This window comes from Microbacterium sp. bgisy189, assembly GCF_965345345.1.
Lineage (GTDB): Bacteria > Actinomycetota > Actinomycetes > Actinomycetales > Microbacteriaceae > Microbacterium.
In genome coordinates, this window is the sequence record NZ_CBDRMZ010000008.1 from 1 (window position 1) to 19,996 (window position 19,996).

22 protein-coding genes are annotated in these 19,996 nt (G+C 68.9%); 11 read left to right on the top strand and 11 right to left on the bottom strand.

Annotated features, from left to right (window positions below):
* Positions 1-213: 213 nt before the first annotated feature.
* A complete protein-coding gene (locus ACSF8R_RS10700; protein WP_434811870.1) occupies positions 214-576 on the top strand; it encodes a hypothetical protein in 363 nt (120 codons plus the stop codon).
* Positions 577-650: 74 nt separating this feature from the next.
* Here the strand turns inward: ACSF8R_RS10700 and ACSF8R_RS10705 are convergent, their stop codons facing one another.
* Positions 651-1,325 carry a Type 1 glutamine amidotransferase-like domain-containing protein gene (locus ACSF8R_RS10705; protein ID WP_434811871.1) on the bottom strand — a complete coding sequence of 225 codons (675 nt, stop codon included), beginning with the start codon at positions 1,323-1,325 and terminating at the stop codon, positions 651-653.
* 87 nt (positions 1,326-1,412) lie between these two features.
* The gene (locus ACSF8R_RS10710) at positions 1,413-2,702 is read right to left on the bottom strand and encodes a serpin family protein (RefSeq protein WP_434811872.1); all 1,290 of its coding nucleotides are present in this window, start codon (positions 2,700-2,702) and stop codon (positions 1,413-1,415) included.
* Positions 2,703-2,791: 89 nt separating this feature from the next.
* On the opposite strand from ACSF8R_RS10710, the gene ACSF8R_RS10715 reads away from it, so the two are divergent.
* The 4 genes from ACSF8R_RS10715 to ACSF8R_RS10730 all read left to right on the top strand — a co-directional run bounded on the left by ACSF8R_RS10715 (position 2,792) and on the right by ACSF8R_RS10730 (position 5,521).
* Positions 2,792-2,962 carry a hypothetical protein gene (locus tag ACSF8R_RS10715; RefSeq protein ID WP_434811873.1) on the top strand — a complete coding sequence of 57 codons (171 nt, stop codon included), beginning with the start codon at positions 2,792-2,794 and terminating at the stop codon, positions 2,960-2,962.
* Between the two features lie 31 nt (positions 2,963-2,993).
* Complete coding sequence (locus ACSF8R_RS10720; RefSeq protein WP_434811874.1) at positions 2,994-3,383, top strand: MmcQ/YjbR family DNA-binding protein; 390 nt, start codon at positions 2,994-2,996, stop codon at positions 3,381-3,383.
* 151 nt (positions 3,384-3,534) lie between these two features.
* A complete protein-coding gene (locus tag ACSF8R_RS10725; protein WP_434811875.1) occupies positions 3,535-4,446 on the top strand; it encodes a formate/nitrite transporter family protein in 912 nt (303 codons plus the stop codon).
* Positions 4,447-4,543: 97 nt separating this feature from the next.
* Entirely contained in the window at positions 4,544-5,521 is a 978-nt protein-coding gene (locus ACSF8R_RS10730; protein WP_434812006.1) for an arsenic resistance protein, read from the top strand.
* 138 nt (positions 5,522-5,659) lie between these two features.
* Here ACSF8R_RS10730 and ACSF8R_RS10735 read toward each other — a convergent pair whose 3' ends face one another.
* Positions 5,660-6,283, bottom strand: coding sequence for a GNAT family N-acetyltransferase (locus ACSF8R_RS10735; protein ID WP_434811876.1), 624 nt, complete (start codon positions 6,281-6,283; stop codon positions 5,660-5,662).
* A 111-nt stretch (positions 6,284-6,394) separates the two neighbouring features.
* On the opposite strand from ACSF8R_RS10735, the gene ACSF8R_RS10740 reads away from it, so the two are divergent.
* Positions 6,395-6,712: a cupin domain-containing protein gene (locus ACSF8R_RS10740; RefSeq protein WP_434811877.1), complete on the top strand. Its 318-nt coding sequence runs from the start codon at positions 6,395-6,397 to the stop codon at positions 6,710-6,712.
* A gap of 31 nt (positions 6,713-6,743) precedes the next feature.
* Here ACSF8R_RS10740 and ACSF8R_RS10745 read toward each other — a convergent pair whose 3' ends face one another.
* From ACSF8R_RS10745 to ACSF8R_RS10755, 3 genes are all read right to left on the bottom strand, one after another.
* A complete protein-coding gene (locus ACSF8R_RS10745; RefSeq protein ID WP_434811878.1) occupies positions 6,744-7,172 on the bottom strand; it encodes a hypothetical protein in 429 nt (142 codons plus the stop codon).
* Between the two features lie 146 nt (positions 7,173-7,318).
* Entirely contained in the window at positions 7,319-8,809 is a 1,491-nt protein-coding gene (locus tag ACSF8R_RS10750; RefSeq protein WP_434811879.1) for a sensor histidine kinase, read from the bottom strand.
* Positions 8,806-9,447 (bottom strand): response regulator, encoded by a 642-nt coding sequence (locus ACSF8R_RS10755; protein WP_434811880.1) that lies wholly within the window; start codon positions 9,445-9,447, stop codon positions 8,806-8,808. The genes ACSF8R_RS10750 and ACSF8R_RS10755 overlap by 4 nt, the downstream gene beginning before the upstream one ends.
* A 148-nt stretch (positions 9,448-9,595) precedes the next feature.
* Between ACSF8R_RS10755 and ACSF8R_RS10760 the strand changes: the two genes are divergently transcribed.
* The gene (locus ACSF8R_RS10760; RefSeq protein ID WP_434811881.1) at positions 9,596-10,402 is read left to right on the top strand and encodes a nuclease-related domain-containing protein; all 807 of its coding nucleotides are present in this window, start codon (positions 9,596-9,598) and stop codon (positions 10,400-10,402) included.
* A 48-nt stretch (positions 10,403-10,450) separates the two neighbouring features.
* Positions 10,451-10,615 (top strand): hypothetical protein, encoded by a 165-nt coding sequence (locus ACSF8R_RS10765; RefSeq protein ID WP_434811882.1) that lies wholly within the window; start codon positions 10,451-10,453, stop codon positions 10,613-10,615.
* Positions 10,616-10,619: 4 nt separating this feature from the next.
* Here ACSF8R_RS10765 and ACSF8R_RS10770 read toward each other — a convergent pair whose 3' ends face one another.
* The 5 genes from ACSF8R_RS10770 to ACSF8R_RS10790 form a co-directional block, all read right to left on the bottom strand.
* Positions 10,620-11,573, bottom strand: a complete 954-nt coding sequence (locus tag ACSF8R_RS10770; protein WP_434811883.1) for a carbohydrate kinase family protein — start codon at positions 11,571-11,573, stop codon at positions 10,620-10,622.
* Complete coding sequence (locus ACSF8R_RS10775; protein ID WP_434811884.1) at positions 11,573-11,878, bottom strand: putative quinol monooxygenase; 306 nt, start codon at positions 11,876-11,878, stop codon at positions 11,573-11,575. Before ACSF8R_RS10775 ends, ACSF8R_RS10770 begins: the two co-directional genes overlap by 1 nt.
* Complete coding sequence (locus tag ACSF8R_RS10780; protein WP_434811885.1) at positions 11,875-12,675, bottom strand: ATP-binding cassette domain-containing protein; 801 nt, start codon at positions 12,673-12,675, stop codon at positions 11,875-11,877. Before ACSF8R_RS10780 ends, ACSF8R_RS10775 begins: the two co-directional genes overlap by 4 nt.
* The gene (locus ACSF8R_RS10785) at positions 12,672-13,706 is read right to left on the bottom strand and encodes an ABC transporter permease (protein WP_434811886.1); all 1,035 of its coding nucleotides are present in this window, start codon (positions 13,704-13,706) and stop codon (positions 12,672-12,674) included. The genes ACSF8R_RS10780 and ACSF8R_RS10785 overlap by 4 nt, the downstream gene beginning before the upstream one ends.
* 68 nt (positions 13,707-13,774) lie before the next feature.
* On the bottom strand, positions 13,775-14,884 hold the full coding sequence (locus tag ACSF8R_RS10790; protein ID WP_434811887.1) for a substrate-binding domain-containing protein: 1,110 nt from the start codon (positions 14,882-14,884) through the stop codon (positions 13,775-13,777).
* A 118-nt stretch (positions 14,885-15,002) separates the two neighbouring features.
* On the opposite strand from ACSF8R_RS10790, the gene ACSF8R_RS10795 reads away from it, so the two are divergent.
* The 3 genes from ACSF8R_RS10795 (at position 15,003) to ACSF8R_RS10805 (ending at position 19,915) form a co-directional block, all read left to right on the top strand.
* Positions 15,003-16,043 (top strand): LacI family DNA-binding transcriptional regulator, encoded by a 1,041-nt coding sequence (locus tag ACSF8R_RS10795; protein ID WP_434811888.1) that lies wholly within the window; start codon positions 15,003-15,005, stop codon positions 16,041-16,043.
* Positions 16,044-16,243: 200 nt separating this feature from the next.
* Positions 16,244-19,480 carry a GH32 C-terminal domain-containing protein gene (locus tag ACSF8R_RS10800; protein WP_434811889.1) on the top strand — a complete coding sequence of 1,079 codons (3,237 nt, stop codon included), beginning with the start codon at positions 16,244-16,246 and terminating at the stop codon, positions 19,478-19,480.
* 48 nt (positions 19,481-19,528) lie between these two features.
* Positions 19,529-19,915: a hypothetical protein gene (locus tag ACSF8R_RS10805; RefSeq protein ID WP_434811890.1), complete on the top strand. Its 387-nt coding sequence runs from the start codon at positions 19,529-19,531 to the stop codon at positions 19,913-19,915.
* Positions 19,916-19,996: the final 81 nt, after the last annotated feature.

The following is a 19,996-nucleotide window of genomic DNA, read 5'->3' on the forward strand; positions in this document are numbered from 1 at the left end:
GAGGATGCCGCTGGACAGGCCGTTGCCGACTCCGAGCACCGCGGCGAACATCGCGAACCACATCGCGGCCTGGGGAAGATCGTGCGTGAACGCGAGCGCCAAGAACCCGGCGCCCATCAGTCGTCCCGCGACTCGATCGCCTCCTGCCCGCGGCGACGGCGCTGGCCGTACGACACGATCGCCGGCAGCACGGCCGCGATCGCCAAGTCGGTATTGGCTCGACCGGCCCGCCCAGACGACGCGGACGAAGAGATCCTCGAGCACGGCATCGACTTCCGCTACCTCGTGATCGGCGACGGTGGGCAGCTGTACAGCTCGCCCGAGGCACCTCCCGAGGCACCGGCCAAAATCGTCGTCGACGCTGACTCCTTCCTCGAGGGCGAGCTGCGGCGGGAGCGGGTGGGCACCCAGGGTCGTCGCGAGGGCGGCTTCGAGTTCATCGGCGTTCGCACCGGGGATGGCCTCGTTTTCCGTGTGGTATCCATCGGACACGTGACACCCGGCGACCGAGTCTTCCCCGACGCTTGGTGCTCGAGGTGCCGACCTGCGCCGCAGACCCGCACGGGTATGCCGTGATCTCCGGCACCGTGTTCGCCGCGGTCATCGCTCTGCCGCTCGTCGCGGTCGGTCTCGTCACCGTCGCCCTGCAGTCAGGCTGCAGGAAACTGCTCCCAGTGCCCCTCGGAGATGACTTCGACGACGCCGTCGACCACGCTGATCGCGGTCTGATCGTCGATCGCATACGACGGGATGCCGATGCGCGCCGCCCACTCGCGAGCGCATTCGAGGGTGTTCTCATCCCAGCCGGGGTAGTCGAGGTGCGGAAAGATCGCGAAGTCGACGAGGCCGAGCGTTTCGTCGCCGCCGTCGGGGTCGCGGTCGACGAACTCGGGCCCGATGCGGGGGGTCATCACCATGCTGCCGGCGCTCACGCCGACCCACACGGTGTCATCGAGTTCGGGCAGGACTGCGGCAAGGCCGGACCGCCGCATCCATTCGGCGAGGTAGACCGCCTCGCCGCCGTCGACCAGCAGCACGTCGGCGGCGAGCACCCACGGCCGCCAGCGCTCTGCGCCGATGCTCGGGAGTGCGGTGAGTTCGAGGAGGCCGACCGACTTCCAGCCGAGGCCCGTCATCGAGGTGTGACTCGGCCACGTGTCGGCGGTCGAGTTGAACGCGGTCGTGGGGCTGCACGCCGGCTGCCCCCACTGCGCGGTCGGCACGAAGAGGGCGTTCGCCTCGCCGATCGGCTTGCCGAGCATTCTTTCGAGCGCGTTGCGGATGCTGTCGTTCGTGATCCCACCCGACGTGAGCAACAGTTTCATGCGGTCAGTCTGCCGCGCGAGACTTCACGAATGTCACGCTTCACGCACGAAATCGTGACATTCGTGAAGTCTCGCGGAGTCGGTGGATCAGCTGCGCGGGTCGCGGATGGCTGCGGCGAACAGCAGCCAGTCCGTGTCGGTGTGGGCGATCTGGAACAGGAACGGCCTGTCGAGGTGCAGTTGCCGGTCTGGCGCCGCGGGGGCGGCGCTCGCTTCCGCACCGATCTCGGTGAGCGCTGCGGCGACGGTCCCCTCCTCGTCGATCCGCAGAACGGTCTGCTGCGATGCCTGGGCGACGCACAGCTCACCAGGCACCCCGCCGATGCCCGACAAATCCGCGTCGCCCGTACAGCCGATCGATGCGACGCCGAGTGCCGCCAGCGACGGCAGGAGGTCGAGCGTGCCTGCGGTGTCGACCTTGGGGAGTGCGAGATCGAGCGGCTCCGGCGACGCGACGTCGAGTGCGGCGTCGAGGTCCGCGAGCAGGTCGGCGGAGGCCGCGGCGGGATCGATGCCGGTCGGCGGCAGCACGACGTCGGCGTGCAGCGCATCGTTGTACGGCAGCCGGGCGGCACGCCAGCCATCGACTTCGACGTAGGCGAATGGTTCGATGCTGTGCATCATGTCGACGTCGACCCTGTCGCCGCCGGGCAACATGAACGGCTGCGGAAACGTGGCCGCTGTTCCGAACGGGGTCTGCCACTGCGCCGCCAGCAGAATCGCGTCCTGCAACACGAGGCGCAGGTCGGGATTCGGCGAGATCGCGCTCTCGGGGATCAGTCCACCGGTGTGGTGATCGGCCCACGCGTCGAGTGCGTCCTTCGCCGCGGCGCCGTCGAGGTCGATGTGATGGATGCCGGCGTCGTACACCTCGGCGATCGTCGCGAGGTAGTCGTTGCTGACCTCGAATCCCTCATCGACGACCACCTGATCGGCCAGGTGCACGATCGGCTCGTCCGGCAGGTCGTCGCCCGTGGCATCCCTGGGATCTCCGTCGAGTGGCGCAAGCGCCCCGCGCAGTGCGGCGAACGCGTCGCGGCGATCGTCGCCGCTGGCACCGAGGGCCGTTTCGAGCTGCGCGAGGGAGTCGCCGCGTGCGCCCTCACTGAGCATCGACAGCGCGACTTGCAGACTCGACGGTGAGACGACGGTGTTCGCGTCGTCGGCGGCCGCGGAGAGCAGTGCCATACCCGCCTCGCGCGACGCTGCGACGACATCTGGCAGTGCTGCCGCGTCGGCGGTCGAGACGGTGCGCGCGGCGACGTCGGCACGGACGAGCCCGGCATCCGCTCGATTCTCGCTACCCGCGCAGCCGACCAGCAGGCTCACCGAGATCGCGGCGGCAGCGACAGCGGCGCACTCGGGTCTGCTCCTCATGACCGGGAAGTGTCTGCCCCGGGCGGATCGTCTCGACGCGTTCACGCCGCGACGGGCGTACGCTGTGGGGCACGAACGGAGGAGCCGCCGTGACCGAGCACACCGAGCATCATGTCGAGCCGCACGTGCCTCGCCCGGGCGAGACGACGATCCCCGAGCTCGAGGACGACGAGACGATCGCGCCACGACCGGAGGAAGAGATCGCCGACGAGCTTCGCGCCGAACCGGATGTCGCGGATCACAGCGGTCGGCACGACTGACACTGTCGGGACTGCCGCATAGGCTCGGTCCGTGGCGACCCTCGATGATGTGCGCGCGATCGCGGCCGGGCTTCCGGGTAGTGAGGAGCGCGCGACGACGGGTGGTGTGGCGTGGTTCGTGCGCCGCAAGCCGTTCGCGTGGGAGTGCCACCCGTGGCCGAGCATTCCCGCCGACGTCCGTGAGATCGTCGCGACTGAACTCGTCGTCGGTGTGAAGATCGCCGACCGGGTCGACGCCCTCGCGCTGCGCGAGATGCTGCCCGACGTCTTTCTGCCCGCGACGACCGCGTGGGGCGAGCCGAAAGTCGCGTTCCGTATGGCTGGCATCGAGCCGGATCACCTCGCCGAACTCGTCACCGAGGCGTGGCGCGCGCAGGCTCCGAAGTACCTGCAGCGCGAGTTCGACGACGCCGCCGGCTGACGGCACCCTCACATGGCCGGCATCCCCGTTGAGAGGAAGCGGTAACACGACTGTGCCGTCGTGGGCACTTCGGGGGTAACGGGGCGGTCGTAGGTTCGGTGACCATACCGCTCGACCCCTCGTCTTGCTCCCCGTCCCCTGGAGATCTGCGATGTCTTACGTCAAGCCCACCGAACTCGTCCGCGACGTCATCGACGCCGGCGCGTCGAAGGTGATGTACTCCACCCGCGACACGATCATCCGCGCCATCATGGGCGGCGCCGTGCTCACCATCGCGGCCGCGTTCGCCGTCACCGTCTCGGTGACCACCGGCAGCCCCATCCTCGGCGCCGTGCTGTTCCCGGTCGGGTTCATCATGCTGTACCTGCTCGGCTACGACCTGCTCACCGGCGTGTTCGTGCTGGCGCCGCTCGCGTGGCTCGACAAGCGGCCGGGCGTGACGCTCGGCGGCATCCTGCGCAACTGGGGCCTCGTATTCCTCGGCAACTTCATCGGCGCTTTCACCGTCGCAGTGCTCATGGCGATCGTCGTCACCTACGGATTCTCGACACCGCCGAACGAAGTCGGCGAGGCGATCGGCCACATCGGCGAAGGCCGCACCGTCGGCTACGCCGAGCACGGGGCGGCCGGCATGCTGACCCTGTTCGTGCGGGCCGTGCTGTGCAACTGGATGGTCGCGACCGGCGTGGTCATGGCGATGGTGTCGAAGAGCGTCATCGGCAAGATCTTCGCGATGTGGATGCCGATCATGCTGTTCTTCTTCATGGGCTTCGAGCACTCGATCGTGAACATGTTCCTGTTCCCGTCGGGCCTGCTGCTGGGCGGCGACTTCACGGTCATGGACTACCTCATCTGGAACGAGCTGCCCACCGTGCTCGGCAACCTCGTCGGTGGCCTCGCCTTCGTCGGCCTGCCGCTCTACTACACGTACGGCCGCCCGAGCTCGCCGCGCCGCATCCGTGAGCCGAAGCGCAGCCGCCGCGAAGCCACCCCCACCGTCGCCGCGCCCGTCACCGTCGCCGGGCACGACGTCGACCGTGAGCGCGAGACCGCCTCGGTCTGACCGCCGGGCACCACCCACCGCTCCGCAGTCAATTGCGTCGGGTCCATCCTCACTGGATGCCGCGCAACTGACTGCGGAGCGGTGGCGTACGGGCATGATGGGGAGCGTGCGAGCGAGCGCCGACTGGATGGAGAAGCATCAGGTCGCGCTGTACCTTCTTGCGCTGGCGGTGGGCGCGGCGCTCGGTCTCGGCATCCCGGCGGTCGCGCACCCCGCCGAACTGGCGATCAACCCGGTGCTGGGGGTGCTGCTGTACGCGACGTTCCTCGGCGTGCCGTTCGCGAAGATCGGGCAAGCGATCCGTGACGTGCGGTTTCTCGCGACGGTGCTCGCGCTGAACTTCGTCGTCGTGCCGGTCGTAGTGTGGGTGCTGTCGCGCATCGTCGCGCACGAGCAGGCGCTGCTGATCGGTGTGCTGTTCGTACTGCTCACGCCGTGCGTCGACTACGTGATCGTGTTCACGGGCCTCGCCGGTGGCGCGAAGGACCGCCTGCTGGCCGCGGCGCCGCTGCTCATGCTCGCGCAGATGCTGCTGCTGCCCGTGTACCTGTGGCTGTTCGTCGGGGCCGAGTTCGTCGGGGCCGTCGACCTTGCGCCGTTCGTCGAGGCGTTCGTGCTGCTGATCGTGCTGCCGCTGCTCGCCGCCGCACTCACCCAGTTCGCGGCGCGGACACGGGTGGGCGCGCGCGTGCAGGATGCCGTGCTCGGCGCGATGGTGCCCCTCATGATGCTGACCCTCACCGTCGTCGTGGCGTCGCAGATCTCAGGGGTCGCCGGCGAATTGCCGTCGCTCGCGCTCGCGGTTCCGGTATACGTGCTGTTCGCCGCGGTCATGGTGCCGCTCGGCGCGGCTGCCGGTCGCATCGGGCGGATCGACGTGCCCGGGCGTCGCGCGATCGTCTTCAGCGGCGCGACCCGCAACTCGCTCGTGGTGCTGCCGCTCGTGCTCGCGCTGCCGGCCGCGTTCGACCTCGCACCGCTCGTCGTGGTCACCCAGACGCTCGTCGAACTGGTCGCGATGGTCGTGTTCGTACGGCTCGTGCCGAGAGTCGTCAGGTCGTCAGCGCAGGGCTGACTCACACCGGTTCGGTCGTGCGGATGAGCCCGCAGTTGACGCACGACCACGCGACGAGAAACCGTTCGTCGTCGAGGATTTCGAACCGCAGCGGGTCACCGCAGGTCGGGCACGTCAGCGGGTCGGGGCGCCGACCCATCACGCGGCCGGAGGCACGGTGATCCGCATGACCGTCTTGCGTTTGCCGAGGTCGCGCTCGAACGTGAAGCCCGCCTTCTCGAACATGCGGCGCGTGCCGTTGTGCAGAAAGGATGCCGAGGTCTTCTTGCCTTCGACCGGAACGTTCGGAAACGAGACGACTTCGCCGCCGCCGGCCTTCGCGATCAGGTCGAGTGCGCCGTCGAGTGCTTCACGGGCGACCCCGGAACGTCGGTGGTCGCGGTCGACGAAGAAGCAGGTGATGCGCCACGGCGCCGGGTTCTGCTCACCGGCGTCGTACTCTTTGCGGTGATAGATGCCGGGGAGTTCTGCCGGGGTGCCGTACTCGCACCACGCGATCGCCTGATCGCCGTCGAACACGAGCGCCGCGTGCGCGACGCCCTCCTCGACGAGACGCTTCTTGTACGCGCCACGGTTGTTGTCGAAGTCGGCCTTGGCGGTGTGCTCGGTGTCGCCGTGGAAGTAGGAGCAATAGCATCCGCCCCACACGCCGTTGTGCTTGTCGGCGAGCGCGAGCCAGCCCGGAAAGGTCTCGGGCGTGAGCGGCTTGATGACGTGTCTCGTGGCGCCGGTGTCGTCGCTCGTCTGGTCGGTGTCGGCCATGGCATCCTCCCCGCGTCGGTGCAGGTCAGTTTGCCGCCTGGGTCCGACATCGTCAACGCGCGACCCGACCCGGCCCTTGTCTCGGTACGATGCCGACACGAGAATGGGGGCATGACGCTCACCTTCGTCGAGAACCTGCTGGACGTCGTCGAAATCGAGGCGGGCAAGCGCGCGTCGAAGCTCGCGCTGTCGGGGGATGCCGCGAGAGTGCTGGTGTTCGCCTTCGATGCGGGTGCCGAACTGACCGAGCATTCCGCACCGGGCCCGATCCTCGTCCAGGGGCTCACCGGACACCTCGAGTTCTCGACCGACGAGGAGACTGTCGAACTGCGACCGGGCGGGATGCTGCACCTCGACGCGCGTGTGCCGCACGCGGTGCGCGCGCTCGAGCCGTCGAAGATGCTCTTGACGATGCTGCCGAAGGGCTGACGCGCGGGCGACCGATGATCGACCGGCGCACTCACGGGTGTGCGTGCGCTCGACGCAACCCGATCAGGATGAGCGCGATGACGCCGGCGGTGAGCACGATGCCGACGATCGCAAGTGTCGGGCCCGGGCCCTCCGCAGTCGTCTCGTGGTGCGGCAGGAAGAAGGCGGGCAGCGACGGGATGAGCGAGATCACCTGCACGATGCACGCGGTGATGGCCGCGCCGCGCCGCCCGTGCCAGCCCACCACGGCGCAGATGATGGCGGCGATCGCGACCAGCACGGACAGGATCGCGAAGACGATGAGCACGACGTCCCAGCCAGAGCCGTCGAACCCCATGTCGAGCGACGGCAGTACGCCGAGCAGGCCGAAGATCGCCCCGATCACGAGGCCCGTGCGAAGCATGCCGAGACGACGTGGCCTCGTCTCGGTGACGGCGGATGGAATGGATGAAGCGGACATGATGTGAACCCCCTGTGGTTGCGGCGACGCCCGGAGCGGACGCTCACTCGATGCTCCCTGCGCGACGCGATGCGATCATGAGGGGAAGCACCCACCTGGCCGGGAGACGTATGGGGGTCCGCCCCCAGTGTCGCGGGGCGACCGTCTCAATGGAGGGGCAGTTCGGCGCTCACGAGCCAGCCCTGCGCCACCGGTCCGGCGTGAAAGCGCCCACCGAGTTCCTCGGCGCGATCGCGCATGGAGGTCGTCCCCACGCCGGCAGCCGAGGGTGGCTCGAACACGCCGGCGTTGCCCAAGCCGATGCGCATCGCGTCTCCGTCGCACTCGATCGCCAAGGTGACCTGCGAACCGGGCGCATGCCGCTCGATGTTCGCGATCCCCTCGGTCACGATACGGAAGGTGGCGAGCTCGACGGCCGGCGACAGCGCCGGGGGCGGATCCGGAAGGCTCAGGTCGGCGCCGACAGCCCCCGCGTGCCGTCTGACGGCCGACCAGATCGTCCCCTGCTCGAGCTCAGCCGGGCGCAGTCCATAGACGACGCGACGCACCTCGTCGATTGCGGTACGGAGGTCCGCGCCGATGGTGGCCAGGTCGGCATCCACCCCCTGCGGCGCCGCATCGAGTTGGTTGCGTACCGCGTCCAGGCGGTACGACGCGCCAGTGAGCAGCGGGCCCAGTCCGTCGTGCAGTTCGCGGTGAATGGTGGCGCGTTCGGCCTCTCGCGCACGTGCGGCATCAGCTCGAGCGACACGGAGCTCGGCGATCAACGCCGACTCGCGCAGCAGCAGCGCGAACGGCGCGGCGACGAGCTCGAGCGCAGCACGATCGTCGCGATGCAAGCGCGTCTCGCCGGGTCGCAACGTGACGACGAGCACGAGGCCTGATTCGTTCCCGACGGGAAGTGTCTCGCGGGCGGCCGTCGCATGCCGCGCACCCGCGGCGGCGAGCGTGCGTCCGCCCTCCATGAGTTCAAGCCGCGGCAGACGCAACGCTCGACGGGTCTCTTCGACGGCCGTCTGCACCGCACCCTCACCGATCCCGCGCTGCTGATTGACGGAGATGGCCGTTCCGGCAGGATCGACCCTCCCGCCGTAGATCGACCGCGCGACGGTGCGACGCATGAGCGCCAGGATCGGCGCGAACAGCAGCGCCACGACGATGGCGCTCGCGGTCTGGATGCTGCGCTCCGCCGCGGCAGGCAAGAGCACCGACACAGCGGCGACGAGGCCCGCGTAGATGGCCACCGTGACGACGACTGCCGCCGAGGCAAGCAGCACGGATGACGAGTCGTACAGCATCAGCGTGATCGCGACCAGACTCGCAAGTGCACCCAGTGCCGCGAAGACGACCGCGCCTGCAGGGACGACCTCGGCGGGGACGAAGAAGATCGGGGTCGCCTGCAGCATCCCCAGCAACTGGATCAGCGCGACGGCGCGCACCGCCCACTGGCGACCACGCCACGCTGGGACGAGAAGGACAACGGTCGCGACCGCGAGGACGAGACCGATGGCAGCAGCGGTGACCGGGAGCCATCCGACCTCGCCCGTCGCCGGGTCGGGTCGGATATCCAGTGCCGGCGCGAGGTTGGCGATGACGAGGAACGCGGCCAGTGCGAGACCGATCCGACGGCGCTTCATCGGCCGAACCCGGCGTCGCGTGCCAGGACGATCGCCTCGGCACGTGTCGCGACCCGCAGTTTGAGGAAAACCGACGAAATGTGGTTGCCGACGGTCTTCGGGGCGATGCCCATGCGCTCGGCGATCGCGGTGTTCGAGAGGCCGCGCGCGATGAGGTCGAGGAGTTGTCGCTCTCTCGCCGTCAGCGAGCCGATCGCGGGCGTCGAGGCGGGACCCCGCATCCGGCCCACTACCCCGGGCACGATGGCCGACGAGAAGACGGCGTCGCCTGCCGCGACGCTGCGCACGGCGCGTTCGATCTCATCGGATTCGGCTCCCTTCAGCAGGTAGCCGCGCGCGCCGGCTTGCAGGGCGTCGGTGACCAGCACGTCGTCGTCGACCATCGTCAGCATGATGATGCCCGCCTCCGGCACGTCGATCGCGATCCGTCGTGCCGCATCGATCCCACCCATCCCCGGCATCCGCACGTCGAGCAGGATCACGTCGGGACGATTCAGCAATGCTTCACGGATCGCCCCGGCGCCATCGGCTGCTTCCGCGACCACCCGAATGCCGTCCAAGGTGTCGAAGAGCGCGCGCAGACCCCCGCGCACGACGGGATGGTCGTCCGCGAGGAGCACCGTGATCTCCTCTGCCATGCCGCCATTGTCGTCCCGAACCCGGCCGACGAGTAGGGGCGAGCCCCCACGCCGTGACCGGTGTCGGCGTCACGTCGGGCGCCGCACAGTGAACCTCGCTGATGCCAGGTGGCACAGTCAGTGTCTCGGCCGCTGCTACGGTCGGGCCGTGGACGCGGAGCTGGAACAGGGCGACAAGGTCATGCGGCTGCGCTATGCGGGAATCTGTCGGCTGTGCGGCTTGGCGCTCGCGGTGAAGCAGGAGGCGGTGTACGAGCGAGCGTCGAAGACCGTCCGTTGCGTGCAATGTGCAGCGGAGCCTGTCGAATCGAGGCCGGATGTGGCAGGCGGATCGGCTCGACGCGAGTACGAGCGTCGCAAACAGGCTCGCGAAGATCGCATCCGCACCAAGCACCCGAAGCTTGGCGGGCTGATCCTTGCGCTCTCCGACGATCCGCAGAGCACCCGCGCCTGGGAACAGGGAGCGATCGGCGAGGAACTGCTCGCCGCACGAATGAAGGACCTGCCCGAGACCACACAGGTGCTCCATGACCGCCGCATTCCCGGAACGCGAGCCAACATCGACCACATCATCGTCGCTCCCAGCGGGGTGTGGGTCGTCGATGCGAAGCGCTACAAGGGTCGACCCGCCCTGCAGGTCGACGGCGGCATCTTCCGCCCGCGCGTCGAGTCGCTCCGCGTCGCGGGTCGCGACAAGACGAAGCTTGTCGCCGGCGTGCAGACCCAGGTCGAACGCGTCGCCACCGCGGTCAACGACCCGACGGTGCCGGTGACCGGTGCGCTCTGCTTCATCGACGCGGACTGGCCGCTGATCGGGGGTTCGTTCATCGTCAATGGCGTTCACGTGCTGTGGCCAAGGTTGCTCGTCAAGCGGCTCACGACAGCCACCGAAACCGACGTCGACGTGGATTCCGTCGCCACACGCCTCGCCGGCGCGTTTCCTCGCGCGGCCTGACGCACGGACGTCCGCGGCCCCGCGGCGACCCGATGCCAGACGCTCCTGATGCGCCGCCAACGCAAGCGCAACGCCGCGAAGGTACGAGCCCAGATCGCGGCTGCCGTCGCTGCCGCGCGGGCGCAGGATGCTGCGGACGCCGGCACGGACACACCGTCGAGCGACGAACCGGCGATGGCGGAACCGGCAAGGGTCGGCCCGCGTCACGACTGAACGGTCACAGCGCCATGATCTCGGCGCGCCGCGGTGGATCGGCCCCAGGACGGGACACCGTGACCGCAGCCGTGGCGACCGCGAACTGCAGCAGCGCCTCGAGCGTCGCCCCATCCACGCCGTGCAGCGCCTCACGCGCGGATGCGTCGGCCAGACCTGTGTCGATGAGTCCGTCGATCAGTGCGCCCATGAAGCTGTCGCCGGCACCGACGGTGTCGACAACGGCTGTCGTCGGTGCCGCGACACGCACCTCGCCCGACCTCGAGACGGCAACGGCTCCCTGCGCACCGCGGGTGATGACCACCACCGCAGGTCCAGTGGCGAGCCATCGGCGCGCTACTTCGACCGGGTCCTCACCGGGATGCAGCCACGACATGTCTTCGTCGCTCGCTTTGACGAGGTCGGCCGAGGCGACGGCGGCGAGCACTGCCTGGCGGGCCGCTTGGGGATCCGGCAGCAGCGCGGGGCGGATGTTCGGGTCGTAGGTGACCAGCGCTTCGGGCCTCATCGCCGTGACGATCCCGCGGACCTGGCTCGCACCGGGTTCGAGCAACGCCGCCAACGACCCGCTGTGCACGATGCCGGCACGCGGCGGGTGGACGGCGTCGAGGCGCCAGTGCAGATCGAATTCGTAACTGGCCGACCCGTCAGCGGATAGCACGGCCGACGCGGTCGAGGTCCGCTCCAACGGTCCGGCGAGCACGCGCACGCCCGACGCATCGAGCCAGGCACGGATGCGGTCACCGCGCTCGTCGTCGCCCAACGCGGTGAGCAGGATGCTGGGCCGGCCCAGTCTTCCCAGCGTCAGCGCGACGTTGGCGCTGCTCCCTCCCGGGCTCTCCTGCGCGCCGATCCCGTCGCGCTGCACGATGTCGACCAGTGCTTCACCGATGACGAGCACCCGTGCGTGGACGAGACCTTCCGCCACCTCTCCGGTGCCGTCGGCCTGCCTGCCCATCAGACCCGCGCCGTTTCGCGCAGGAAGCTGAGCGTGCTTCCCGATTCGACGATCAGCGGACCGAGCGCGTCGTTGAACGCGCGTCCGGATTCCGCGCCAAGGTGCGCCTCGAAGGCCGCCCGGTCACGGTACCGCTCGAAGACGAAGAACCGGTCCGGGGCCTCCTCGCGTCGATACACCTCGAACACCTCGTTGCCAGGTTCCGCGCGCACGAGTTGAGCGTAATCCGAGATCAACCGATCGACGTGTTCGCCGGCATCCGGTGTGGCGGTGAATTCGGCGTACAACACGACCGATTCGCTCATGCCTGCGCCGCACCGGTCATGATCGCGACCGCGTCGGTCATCGAGTGCGATTGCGGGGTGATGGTCGCCGCGCGCTTGCCGAGCCGTTGGATGTGGATGCGGTCGGCGACCTGGAACACGTGCGGCATGTTGTGCGAGATGAGGATCACGGGCACGCCGTGCTCACGCAGACGCACGATCAGCTCGAGCACCTGGTTCGATTCGCGCACGCCGAGCGCGGCGGTCGGCTCATCGAGGATGACGACCTTCGATCCGAACGCCGCCGCCCGCGCGACAGCAACCGCCTGGCGCTGTCCGCCGGAGAGGTTCTCGACGGCCACGGTCACGTCCTGCAGAGTCGAGATACCCAGCCGGTGCACCTGCTCGCGTGCCTCGCGCCGCATGCCAGAGGTGTCGAGCAGCCGCAGCACCGATCCGGCGAACCCTGGCTTTCGCCGTTCCCGACCGAGGAACAGATTGGCGGCGACATCGAGGGCAGGCGAGACGGCGAGGTTCTGGTAGACGGTCTCGATGCCGGCGGCACGCGCGTCCTGGGGACGCTTGAAGTGCACCGGCTTGCCGTCGAGCAGCAACTGCCCTTCGTCGGGGATGTACGCGCCCGTGAGGCACTTGATGAGGGTGGACTTGCCGGCGCCGTTGTCGCCGATCACAGCGAGCACTTCGCCGGGGTGCAGTTGCAGGCTGACCCCGTCGAGGCCGACCACGCGCCCGAAGGTCTTCACCAGCCGCTTGGCTTCGAGCACGGGCACTCCGTGTGCGGGCGGCGTGACGGGTGCGGCGTCTTGGATGAGGCTCATTTGCGTACCTTTCTGATCCACTGGTCGACGGCGACCGCGACGATGACGAGGATGCCGATGGCGAGGGTCTGGTAGAGCCCGTCGACGCCGGCGAGGAACAGTCCGTTGCGGAACACGCCGACGATCACGGCGCCCAGCAGGGTGCCCCAGATCACTCCCCGGCCGCCGAACAGGGATGTGCCGCCGATGACGACCGCGGTGATCGAGTCGAGGTTCAGGTCGGCACCGGCATTGGGGCTGGCTGCACCCGATCGACCGATCTGGATCCACGCCGCCACTGCCAGCACGGCGCCGGCGGCGACGTAGACGCTCATCAGCACGCGGCTGGTCGAGATGCCCGCCAGTCGCGCCGCCTCGGCGTCGTCGCCGACCGCGTACACGTGCCGGCCCCACGCGGTGCGTCCGAGCACGTAGGCGACCAGCCCGTACAGCGCGAGCATGATGAGCACGCCGACCGTCAGCCGGACGTCGCCGATGGGCAGCGGGGTGGCCGTCCAGGTGAGTAGCTCGGGCATCTCGGCCCGCCGGACGGTCTGTCCGCCGCTGTAGAGCAGCGTGAGCGCGACGAACACGTTGAAGGTGCCGAGGGTCGCGATGAACGGTGGCAGTTTCACGCGGGTCACCAAGAACCCGTTGAGTGCACCGGCGGCGAGGGCGGCGACTAGACCCGCCAGCAGTGCGATCGCGGCGGGAAAGCCGTTGTGGAACGCGGTCTGCGCCATCACCATCGAGGCGAGGATCATGGCGGCACCCACCGACAGATCGATGCCCGCGGTGAGGATGATGAGGGTCTGCGCGATCGCCACGGTGCCGACGACCGAAACCTGGTCGAGCACGAGCGACAGGTTGGCGGCGGCGAAGAAGCGCGGATTGATGGTGCCGAACACGATGACCGCGACGATCAGCACCACGGCGGGGCTGATCGCGGGGTACCGGTGCAGCAGTCCGCGTACGCGGTCGAGCGGCGTGCGCCGGTCGAGGAACTCGGCCGCCAGGTCGAGGGTCGAGGTCGGTGGGGCTGACTGGGTCACTGTGTCACTTCCGATCGGAGCGGGTGGATGCCGCGGCCGGCGCTGCGGCCGCGGCATCCGTTCGGTGCTTACTCGCCGCCCCAGCAGATGCCGGCGGCCTCGGTGGTGTCAATCGAGTCGACGCCGTCTGCCGGCTGGTCAGTGACCAGTGCGACGCCGGTGTTGAAGAAGTCGAGTCCTTCGCTGGTCTCGGGTGCGGTGCCGCTCTCGACCAGTTCGACGATCGCTTCGACACCGAGTTCTGCCATGGCGACCGGGTACTGCTGGCTGGTCGCGTCGATGGTGCCGTCGGCGACCTGCGATACGCCGGTGCAGCCGCCGTCCACCGAGACGATCAGCACGTCGTCGGCGCTCTTGCCCGCTGCTTCGAGCGCCTGGAACGCGCCGTAGGCCGCGGGCTCGTTGATCGTGTAGACCACGTTGATGTCGGGGTTCTTCGCGAGCAGGTTCTCCATCGCGGTGCGACCACCGTCTTCGGCGCCCTGCGACGCCTCGTTGCCGACGATCGTGTAGTCGCCGCCGCTGTACGAGCCGGTTTCGGCCTCGTCACCGTTGACGGTGACATCGCCGGTGTCGATGCCCATACCGTCGAGGAAGCCCTGATCGCGGTTGTAGTCCACGGTGACGGCCTTGTCGTCGAACAGATCGATCAGACCGATCACCGCGTCTTCGCCGTCGAGAGCGGCGGCGGTCCACTGCCCGATGTACTGGCCGGCGAGGAAGTTGTCGGTCGCGAAGGTGATGTCGACGGCGTCTGCCGGGTCGGGCACGGTGTCGAGGGCGATGACGTAGAGGCCTGCATCGCGCGCCTTCTGCACCGCGTCGAGCACGGCGGGCCCGTTCGGGGTGATCAGGATGCCGGCGTCGCCCTTGGAGATGGCGGCTTCAATGGCTTGGATCTGCGTGTCCTCGTCGCCGTCTTCACGTCCGGCGGCGAGGGTCAACGACACGCCGTTCGCATCGGCGGCTTCCTGGGCGCCCTCCTGCATCGCGATGAAGAAGGGGTTGGAGTTGGTTTTGACGATGAGCGAGACACCGATCTGCTCGGTGTCTCCGGTGTCACCGGTGGCTCCCGGTGTGCTGCTGCTGCTCGAGCAACCGGCCAGGGCGAATGCGGCGGCTGCGGTCAGGGCGATGGTCGCAGCTCCCACGCTGCGACGGCGGTACATGTGGTTCATCATTGAATTCCTCTCGGGCCAACGCTGTCCCTTGACAACGATGTCAATGGACTTTCTAGCCCATCGATCCGATATGGTCAATACAGAATCCGACCGTCGTTACAGGAAGTTGACACCGATGTCAGCGCCCCAGCATCCCGAAGTCCGTCGCCCCCGGGCCACCATGCGCCACGTCGCCGCCCTCGCGGGCGTGGGCACCAAGACGGTGTCGCGTGTCATCAACGATGAACCGAACGTCGCCGCTGCCACCGCCGCGCGCGTGTGGGACGCCGTCCGCGCCCTGGATTACCATGTCGACCTGCAGGCGGGAAGCCTTCGTCGATCGGACGGCCGGACCCGCACGCTGGGGTTGCTCGTCGGCAGCGTGGACAACCCGTTCTCGGGCGCCATCCACCGCGCCGTCGAAGACGTCGCATCCGCGCGGGGCGTCGCCGTGTTCGCCTCGAGCCTCGATGACGATCCCGATCGGGAGGACGGCGCAGTGCGCGCCTTTCTGCAGCGGCGTGTCGACGGGCTCATCCTCACCACCGCCGGTCGCCGCCAGTCCTACCTCGGCGCGGTCAACGAACGCGGCCTGCCGGTCGTGTACATCGACCGCGACCCGGGCGTCGATGTCGATTCGGTGGTGAGCGACAACCGCGACGGCGCCGCAGCGGCCACGGCGCACCTGATCGCCCACGGGCACCGTCGCATCGCGCTGCTGGCGGACCGCATGGACATCCAGACCGCCCGCGACCGCCACGCCGGATTCCTCGACGCGCTCGGGCAGGCGGGCATCCCCACCTCGCTGGCGACGATCGTGACCGAACTGCACGACGCCGACGCCGCCGAGCGCGCACTGTCGGGTCTGTTGGCCGGCCCGAACCCGCCGACCGCGGTCTTCAGTGCACAGAACCTCATCACGGTGGGCGCACTGCACGCACTGCAACGCGCGCGGATGCAGCACACCATCGCGCTGGTGGGCTTCGACGACCTGCCACTGGCAGATCTCGTCGATCCCGCCGTCACCGTCGTTGCCCAGGATCCGCAGCAGATCGGTCGCAAAGCGGTCGAACGCGCCTTCGCGCGCCTGGCCGGCGACCGCTCACCCGCCGGACGCGAGATCGTGCCGACCAGGCTGATCCCGCGCGGATCGGGCGAGATCGTCGCCCAGGACTGACAGGACGCCAGCTGCGACATCGCCGGTGTTCACGCGCGCCATCCCCGCATCCGCCGCATCGCTGCGACAACGGTGTCAGCATCGTTCTTGAAGCATCCCTTGCGTTGTCCGGCGGACATTCCCTAGCCTCCTGCGGAACGTGCTGACATCGATGTCAGCACGTTGGGGAACCCGCCCCGGCCTCGCCCGAAGGAGCGCGAATGAGTCATCCGATCCCTGCCCGCACACGACCCTCGATCGCGAAACGCGTCGCGGCCACCGCAGCCGCGACCGCGCTCGCGCTCACCGGCGCGATCGCCGCCACCGGTGCCGCCGCAGCAGCCGACGAGCTGCCCGGCGACGAACGCTTCCGCCCGCAGGTGCACTTCACCCCCGCCGAGAACTGGATGAACGACCCGAACGGCATGGTCTACGTCGACGGCACGTACCACCTGTTCTTCCAGCACAATCCCGACGGCACCCGCTGGGGCAACATGAGCTGGGGGCACGCGACCTCCGACGACCTGCTGCACTGGGAAGAGCAGCCGATCGCGATCCCGCAGACCTTCGACGAGTCCGGCAGCCCGATCGAGAGCATCTTCTCGGGGTCGATCGTCGTCGACGAGCACAACACCTCCGGTTTCGGCGTCGCAGGACAGGCGCCGCTCGTGGCGATCTACACCAGCGCGTACGAGCCGGCCCACCCGACACACGCCGGCATCCAGGCGCAGTCCCTCGCCTACAGCACCGACAACGGAACGACCTGGACGAAGTACGAGGGCAACCCGGTCCTCGACCGCGGGTCGGCGAACTTCCGCGACCCGAAGGTGTTCTGGTACGACGGCCCGGCCGGCGCGTACTGGGTTATGGTCGCCGTCGAGGCGCTCGACCACAAGGTCGTGCTGTACCGCAGCGACGATCTGCGGTCGTGGGAGCACCTCTCCGACTTCGGGCCCGCGAATTCCACCGGCGGCATCTGGGAGTGCCCCGACCTGTTCGAGCTGCCTGTCGACGGCGACCCCGAACGCACCAAGTGGGTCATGGTCGTCAACCTCAACCCCGGCGCGGTCGCCGGTGGCAGCGGTGGCCAGTACTTCGTCGGCGACTTCGACGGCACCACCTTCACCAGCGAGAGCACCGACGGTCCGTCCGACCTGCCCGCCGGCGAGGTGTACGCCGGGTTCGACGACGGCACATACGAGGGGTGGACGGTCTCGAACGAGCCCGGCAACCGGTTCGACGGCCCGTGGACCGCCGTCCCGGCGACCGGCACCATGGCCGGCCAGAACACGGTGACGGGCTTCGCCGGTGAGGGCCTGGTGAACGGGTTCGCCGACGGCGACTGGCCGGTCGGCACCCTCGAGTCCCCGACCTTCACGATCACGTCCGACGCCATCAATCTGCTGGTGGGCGGCGGGCGGCATCCGCACGTCGACGGCACACAGCTGGGCAATGAACCGCCGGCCGGTGCGACCGTGTTCGACTTCGAACTGCCCGATGGGCAGGACCTCTCCCAGACCGGATGGCAGCTCACCGGGGACTTCGCGACCGAACCGACCCGCAACCCGTCGACGGCCGGCGGCGACTACTACCTCGGGCAGAAGCGAGTGAACACCTGGGAGGGCGGGCCGAACGGTGACGACAACGTCGGCCTCTACACCTCACCCGAGTTCACCCTCGACGGTGACGTCGTGTCGTTCCTGATCGGCGGCGGCAAGCGCACCGACGGCACCCTGCAGGCCGAGCTCGTCGTCGACGGCGAGGTGGTCCGCACCCAGACCGGGTCGGACGCCGGCCAGCTCAACTGGGCATCGTGGGATGTCGCGTCCTACCGCGGCAGCACCGCGCAGCTGCGCATCCGCGACGAGGCGACCGGGGGGTGGGGACATCTCACCTTCGACCACGTCGTCGTCGGCGACACGTCCGCGCAGGTGCGCAGCGACGAGACCTCGGTGAGCCTCGTGGTCGACGGTGAGGTCGTGCGCACAGCCACCGGTGCCGACAGCGAGACGCTGGACTGGGTCGGGTGGGATGTGCGGGCGTTCGCGGGGAAGGATGCCACCATCCGCATCGTCGACAACAACCGGTTCGGCTGGGGACACATCCTGGTCGATCAGATCATGTTCGCCGACACCCCCGCGGCGCCCCGACTGGAGGGATACGACTGGCTCGACTGGGGGCGCGACTACTACGCGGCGGTGTCGTACTTCGGGACCCCCACCGACGGGTCGCGCATCATGCAGGGCTGGATGAACAACTGGGACTACGCCAACGACATCCCCACCTCCACGTGGCGCAGCTCGATGAGCCTCCCGCGGGAGGTGACGCTGGTGTCGACCCCTGACGGCCCGCGGCTGCGACAGCAGGTCGTCGCGCAGGTCGGCGACGTCCTCGACACCGGCGGTGCGGCGACCCGTACCGGGGTGAGCGTGGACGGGCAGAGCGAGCTCGGTCTGTCGGGCGAGGTCGCCAAGGTCGAGGTCGTGCTGCGTCCCGGGTCGGCCGAGCAGGCCGGCATCACCGTGTTCGGCGACGGTGACACCGGCACACGTATCGGATACGACCGCGACCGGGGCCGGTTGTTCGTCGACCGCCGTGCGTCCGGAGAGGTCGATTTCCACCCGGCGTTCGCCTCGATCGAGGATGCCCCTGTCGAGCTCGATGCGGACGGTACGGTGCGCTTCGAGCTGTACCTCGATCGCGCCTCGGTGGAACTGTTCGCCGCTGACGGCACGGTCACGATCACCGACCAGGTGTTCCCCGCCGAGGGGGCCGACATGATCAGCGCCTGGTCCGAGGGAGGTGCAGCCGTACTGGAACGCATCACGGTCACGCCGTTGGAGGGGACCATGTGGTCGAGCCCCGATGACGGTGCGGCAGCTGCCCCTGCTCGCGGCATCCTCAGCCATGACAACGGGTGGGACACCGGGCTGGCCGATGGTGCGTACACGGTGACGATGAACCTATGGTGGGGTGAGAACGCGAGCTCGTTCCGGTTGTTCGAGAACGGCGAGCTGGTGGCGACCGTCCCGCTCACGCACGACGGTGAGCGCGCGCAGCGCGCGACGGTGCCGATCAGCGGGCGCGCCAACGGCACGTATGCGTATACCGGCGAGCTCGTCAACAGCAAGGGCGTCACGGCGACCTCGACCGTGACGGTCACCGTCACCCAGGCGAATCCGGCCCGACCGGTGCTCAGCCACGACAACTGGGACGGTGACGGCGACTTCAGGCTCACCGCGAACCTGTGGTGGGGCACCAATGCCACGTCGTACCGCGTCTACGAGGGCGACACGCTCCTCGCCGAAGGTCCGCTGACGGCGGCGACCCCGGGCGCGCAGCGGGCGACGTTCGACGTGCGCGGCGCGCACGTCGGTTCGCACGTGTACCGGGTCGAGTTCGCCAATGCGGTCGGCGCCACCTCGAGCAACCTGCTCGCGGTGCAGGTGCGTAGGTGAGTGCGTGGGGAGGCGGGTGGGGACCCGCCTCCCCACTGAGCGTCGGCAGTGTCGCGGTCAGCCTCGCGAGGCGTCCGCGACCTCGAGAATCCTGGTCGCGGCAACGTCGGCGCCGGGCCGTTCCGCACGCAGCCTGGCACCGGTGCGGCGGGCGCGCTCCGACACGAGTTCGTCGTCCAGCAGCGCAGCGATCTCCTGCCGAAGGCGCTCCGCACTCGAGCCACCGCGGTCAACGACCCGACGGTGCCGGTAACCGGTGCGCTGTGCTTCATCGAAGCGGACTGGCCGCTGATCGGGGGTTCGTTCATCGTCAATGGCGTTCACGTGCTGTGGCCAAGGTTGCTCGTCAAGCGGCTCACGACAGCCACCGAAACCGACGTCGACGTGGATGCCGTCGCCACACGCATCGCCGGCGCGTTTCCTCGCGCGGTCTGACGCACGGACGTCCGCGGCCCCGCGGCGACCCGAAGCCAGACGCACCCGCAACCTGAGCATCCTCGGTGTGTTCGGAGATAT